Annotated in this window: 5 protein-coding genes; 1 reads left to right on the forward strand and 4 read right to left on the reverse strand. The window is 63.5% G+C overall.

Annotated features, from left to right (window positions below):
* A partial coding sequence (locus tag RMN95_RS03740) for a GTP-binding protein (protein ID WP_309615619.1) occupies positions 1–523 on the reverse strand: 523 nt, incomplete at its 3' end.
* A 13-nt stretch (positions 524–536) separates the two neighbouring features.
* Positions 537–2,228, reverse strand: a complete 1,692-nt coding sequence (locus RMN95_RS03745; protein ID WP_309615620.1) for an ABC transporter ATP-binding protein — start codon at positions 2,226–2,228, stop codon at positions 537–539.
* A 50-nt stretch (positions 2,229–2,278) separates the two neighbouring features.
* Here RMN95_RS03745 and RMN95_RS03750 point away from each other — a divergent pair, with 50 nt between their 5' ends.
* Positions 2,279–2,878, forward strand: a complete 600-nt coding sequence (locus RMN95_RS03750) for a PH domain-containing protein (RefSeq protein ID WP_309615621.1) — start codon at positions 2,279–2,281, stop codon at positions 2,876–2,878.
* Positions 2,879–2,886: 8 nt separating this feature from the next.
* Here the strand turns inward: RMN95_RS03750 and RMN95_RS03755 are convergent, their stop codons facing one another.
* Positions 2,887–4,095, reverse strand: coding sequence for an ABC transporter permease (locus RMN95_RS03755; RefSeq protein WP_309615622.1), 1,209 nt, complete (start codon positions 4,093–4,095; stop codon positions 2,887–2,889).
* A complete protein-coding gene (locus RMN95_RS03760) occupies positions 4,095–5,627 on the reverse strand; it encodes an ABC transporter permease (protein ID WP_309615623.1) in 1,533 nt (510 codons plus the stop codon). The genes RMN95_RS03755 and RMN95_RS03760 overlap by 1 nt, the downstream gene beginning before the upstream one ends.
* Positions 5,628–5,688 lie beyond the last annotated feature (61 nt).

The following is a 5,688-nucleotide window of genomic DNA, read 5'->3' on the forward strand; positions in this document are numbered from 1 at the left end:
GGAAGTCGTCGTGCATGTCGCTGGCGAGCCCGAGCAGCAGATCCTGGCTCTCCGTGACGACCTCGTCGATGCGGGCATCCGGTCGGTCGGTCTTATTGACCAGAAGGATGACCGGCAGCTTGGCTTCGAGCGCCTTGCGCAGCACGAATCGGGTCTGCGGAAGCGGGCCCTCGCTGGCGTCCACGAGAAGCACCACGCCGTCGACCATGGACAGGCCACGCTCGACCTCGCCACCAAAATCGGCGTGGCCCGGGGTGTCGATCACGTTGATGGTGATCGGTCCGCCCGTGCCATTTTCAGCAGCATGGATGCCCTTATACGAGATCGCCGTGTTCTTGGCGAGAATCGTGATGCCCTTTTCCCGCTCGAGGTCGTTCGAGTCCATTGCGCGCTCTTCGAGATGGGCGTGCTCGGCAAAGGAGTTGGTCTGCCGGAGCATCGCGTCGACGAGGGTGGTCTTGCCGTGGTCAACGTGGGCGACAATCGCCACGTTGCGCAGGTCCGAGCGTGTGGCAATTGCCATGAGCGTGTTCCTTCTAGTTTTGGCCTTCCGAGGCCTTGGAGGCGGCACGGGTCTCACGCCGCTCGCGCTGCGCAAGCGGATCAGGCAGCGGCACGGCAGCGATGAGTCGCTGTGTGTAAGGGTCTTTGGGGTGTCGCAGGATCTCGTCACGAGTCCCCTGCTCCACCAGTCTACCGCGATGCATGACCGCAATCCTGTGAGCAAGGATATCGACCACCGCGAGGTCGTGGCTGACAAACAGGCACGCGAACTGCAGGCGCTGCTGCAGCTCCTGCAGGAGGTCGAGGAATCTGGCCTGCACCGAGACATCCAGCGCACTGGTCGGCTCATCGGCCACCAGCAGCTCAGGGGTCAGAGCAAGCGCTCGGGCGATGCCGACTCGCTGACGCTGGCCGCCGCTCAGTTCGTGAGGGTAGCGGTTGCGGTAGCTGGTCGGAAGTTCGACGGAGCTCAGCAGTTCCTGCACCCTCTGGTCGAGGGCCTTGCCCTTGGCCCCGCCCGCGAGAAACAGGGGTTCGCCGATCGACTGGCCGATGGGCATCCGGGGATTCAGGCTCGAGCCCGGATCCTGGAAGACGATCCCGGTCTTCTGGCGCAGTGGGCGTAGGTCTTTCTGGTTCGCATGGGATATGTCGTGGCCGACGACCGTGAGCGTGCCCTCGGCGATGGGCAGCAGGCCAACGGACGCCCGCCCCAGGGTCGTTTTGCCCGATCCCGACTCCCCCACCAGGCCGACGATCTCGCCGGGGAAGATTTCGAGGTTAATGTACTCGGCGGCACGGAACGCGGGCACCCTGCCTCTCTTCGGGTAGTCGATCGCGACGTTCTCGAATCGCAGGACGGCCTCACGCGTGTCGGTACGCACCGGGGCCACTCGCTCGGAGGTCTCGAGGGTCGCGGCTCCCAGGTGGGGCACAGCAGCCAGCAGCGATTTCGTGTACTCGGCGCTCGGCCGGGTAAAGACGTCGAGTACGGTACCCGTCTCCACGGCGAGACCATCTTTCATCACCATGATGTGGTCGGCGAGGTCGGCAACGACCCCCATGTCGTGAGTGATCAGGATGATCGCGCTGTCGAGTCTCTTGTGCAGGCTGCGCAGCAGATCGAGGATCTCTGCCTGCACTGTCACGTCGAGTGCGGTGGTGGGTTCGTCCGCAATCAGCAGCACCGGGTCGCAGGAGATCGACTGGGCGATCATGGCGCGCTGTCGCTGGCCGCCCGAGAGCTGGTGAGGGTATTTGTTGAACGCGATCAGTGGATCTGGCATCTCCACCTTGGTGAGGAGGTCGATCGCACGCTCCCTGGCCTCGGTGGGCGTGAGGTCGAAGTGCGACCGCAGCGCCTCCATGATCTGGAATCCAATCGTATAGACCGGGTTGAGAGCCGTCATCGGCTCCTGGAAGATCACAGCCACCTGGTTGCCGCGCACCTGCCGGAGCTCCCGGTCCGGGATGCCCTGCAGTTCCCTACCCAGCAGCTTAATCGAACCCGTGACCTTCGCGTTGGCCGGAAGCAGACCGAGCAGCGCCATCGAGCTCGAGCTTTTGCCCGAGCCTGATTCGCCGACGATGGCGAGCACTTCGCCACGCCTGACCGAATAGTTCAGGTCGATTGCGGCCGGATAGAAGGTGCCGTCAACCCAAAAATCGACTCCGAGACCGGTGACCTCGAGCACTATTTCTGGCGTGAGTGTTGTTGTTGCCATCAGTGGAGCTTCCCTGCGGTTATGAGCGAGCGATCTGCGAAGCTGGAGCAATGCGTTTCGCTCCGACTTCCTTTCGCCCCGTGTTCGGTCGGGTATTGAGTGTCGTCGTGGCGATCATCGCCGTGTTCGGCCTGGCCGGCTTCATCGTCGCCGGCGACGGCGAAGGCCTGGCGCGCTACGGATGGGGAATGCTGCTGATGGTCGCGCTTGCCTACGCGCTGTTCTGGCGACCCAGCCTCGACATCGCCGAACAGGCGATCACGGTGCGCAACGTCTTCAGCACGGTCACCGTGCCATGGGCGGCAATCCAGCGCATCGACACGAAATACGCCCTCACGCTGTACACCCGTGAAGGCACGATCGCGGCCTGGGCGAGCCCGGCCCCCAACCGCTATGCCTCCCATAACGCTGCGGCTTCCGATGCCCGCCTCGCGTCCAACGGAATGGGCGCGGTTCGGCCGGGGGATCTCCTGAGCACGGGCAGCGGAGCCGCAGCCTTCGTGATCCGCCGCCACTGGGAGGAGCTGCGCGAGGACGGCCTCCTGGATGCGGGCTCCGACACCGGGAACATGCGCCGTGACATCCACTGGCCGGTGATCATCGTGCTCGGGGTGCTTACCGTCGCTACGGTGCTGGGCATCGCGCTCTAGCACCCGCATCAGTTGTCGCCTAACTTCGGGCGGTCGTCGATGTCAGGCTTATCGGCGTTGTAGCCGCGGATACCGCCCATGCCGCCGTTGCCCTGCATGCCGGCTCCGCGGCTCGACACCACTGTCGCCGCGCGATCGAGGTCGCCCCCTGGCGCGGGGACAGCATCCGGCCTACCACCGCCAGGGCCGACGCGCCTTGCCTTGGCGAGGGCCTTATCGTTGGGCATGCGGCGCTGACGTGGATCAAAGGCGTCGCGCAGCCCGTCGCCGATGAAGTTGATGCACAGCGCGATCGCAATGATGAACAGTCCCGGCCACCAGAACAGCCAGGGGCGGGTCGAGAATGCGCCCTGGTTCTCGCTGATGATCTTGCCCAGCGACGTGTCTGGCGCCTGCACGCCGTATCCCAGAAAGCTCAGGCCGGTTTCAATCAGGATCGCGGCCGCCATCAGCAGGGTCGAGTTCACGATGATGACGCCGATGGCGTTGGGCAGGATGTGGCGGAAGATGATCCGTCGGTCGCGAGCACCGGCCACCCGGGCCGCATCCACGAACTCGCGCTCACGCAGGCTCAGGAACTCGCCGCGCACCAGCCGGGCAAGCCCCGTCCACAGCACGAGGCCGAGGATCAGCGCCAGCACTGGTGCCCCTGCGATCCCGAAACGACGACCGAGGACCGCGCCGATGACGATCACCGGAATGGTGATGATGATGTCGGTGAAGCGCATCAGCACGGCATCGGTAATTCCTCGGTAGAAACCGGAGATGGCTCCGACCACGGTGCCGATGAGGGTGGCGATTGAGCCCACGATCACCATGATCATGAGCGACTGCTGCGTGCCTCTCATCACGACGGCGAAGATGTCTCGACCCACCTCATCCTGGCCGAATGGATGATTGCCCAGGGTGAAGGGGAAGAACGAGATTGTGGGGCGACCCGCATTCTCTATTTCCACGGCGATGTTCCAGGTGTACCTCCACCATCCGCCGGGCTTGAAGCCGCCGAATTGCGGCCCCACCGAGGTGAACGCCAGCACAACGATGAACACCAGCATCACCATGGCGACCAGTGCACCGCGGTGGCGGAAAAACCGCTTGCGCACGATCTGGCCCTGGCTGAGGCCCGCGATGTCTTTCAGCTCGATCGAGGATTCACTGTCGGTGATTCCCGGCCGGTGGTGGCCGGGCTGAGGGACCGGCGGTTCGAGGTTCGTCATCAGGACACCCGGATTCGTGGATCGAGACCTGCGTACACGAGGTCAGCAAGCAGATTGAAGAGGATAGCGAGCCCGCCGGTCACCAGGAAGAAGGCCATCACGGGGTTGGGATCAACCTTGTCGAGCCCATTCTGGAACAGCTGCCCCATCCCCACGAATCCGAACACTCTCTCGGTAATCACCGCGCCGCCGATGATGCCGCCAATGTCGAAGGCGACGATCGTGGCGATCGGGATGAGCGCGTTGCGGAACGCATGGCGCACCACCACGGTGCGCTCGGTGAGCCCTTTCGCGCGGGCCGTGCGGATGTAGTCCTGGTTCATCACCTCGAGCAGGCTTGCCCGCGAGTAACGCGTGTAGCTGGCGAAGGAGATCAGGATCAGCGCGAGGGTCGGCAGCAGGAGGTGGGTGAAGATATCGATTCCGTGAACCCACAACGAACCCTCGAGGCCGGGGGTGGCCGAGCCGATCGTGGCAATCGGGCGACCCTTGATCCTGCCCGAGTTCGCGTATTGGTTCCAGACGAACATGAACCGATCGAGTGCGATCAGTGCCGCGACGAAGAATCCCGTGATGGCCGCGGTGCGCGCCACCGGGATGCGATCCGTACCTCCCCAGAACCAACCGGTCGCGAAGCTCACGCCGACGGTCAGCAGCGCCAGCAACACCAGCCCCCAGAGTGGGAGGCCGACCGAGAATCCATACATGAAAGGGAAGTAGAGTGCGACGCCCAGGGCCGCGACACTCAGGGACGCATACAGTGCCCGGCGCTTCCTCAGCCCCGTTGAGATCACGGTCACACCGAAGGCCACGCCGACGGACGAGATGATGATGCCGACAAAGCCGATGTGCGGGGTGGAGAACCAGTCGCTGGCATCCATATAGAACAGGATGCCCGCGGTGGCGGCCGCGGCAACCGCAAAGGTGACCAGCTTCTGTACCCCCTTGCGCGGGATGATCGACATCCAGATCAACCCCGAGATCACCGCGAAGATCGGGATGACCCAGTATTCGATCTGCGGATCGGAAAGGAAATCGTTGAACCCGATCGCGATGTACTGCTTCAGCAGCACCGCGACCCAGAAGATCGGCAGGGAGAAGAACAGGAACGAGAGGAACGTCACGCCATAGTCGTACCCGCTGTACTGGCGAAGAGCGGTGGTAATGCCCACGGTGATGCCCAGGATGATCGCGACAATGCTGGCGAGGGTCACCAATTGGAGAGTAGACCCGGCCGCCTGGGCCAGAAGGATCGTCACCGGCTGGTTTTGCACCGTGACGCCAAGGTCGCATTGGCCGATGAAGCACCGGCCCACGCCAGCGAGCCAAATGAAGTACCTCAGGAACGGTGGCACATCGAGATTGAGTAGATCGGTTCGAGCGGCAATGAGTTGCGCCTTATTCGGCGCCGTACTGACCCGCAGATCCTCAAGAGGGTCACCCGACAACGCCGTCAGGATGTACATGAGGTAGGTGGCGGCGAGAAGGATGAAAATGGAGGCGATGAGTCGCCTAACGACAAACGATGCCACGAAGGTGACCTGCCTCACTGCGTCTTGACGAATGACGGGCGCTGGGACCTTCCGGTCCCAG

Origin of the sequence: Salinibacterium sp., assembly GCF_031364185.1 — a bacterium.
Classification (GTDB): Bacteria; Actinomycetota; Actinomycetes; order Actinomycetales; family Microbacteriaceae; genus Rhodoglobus.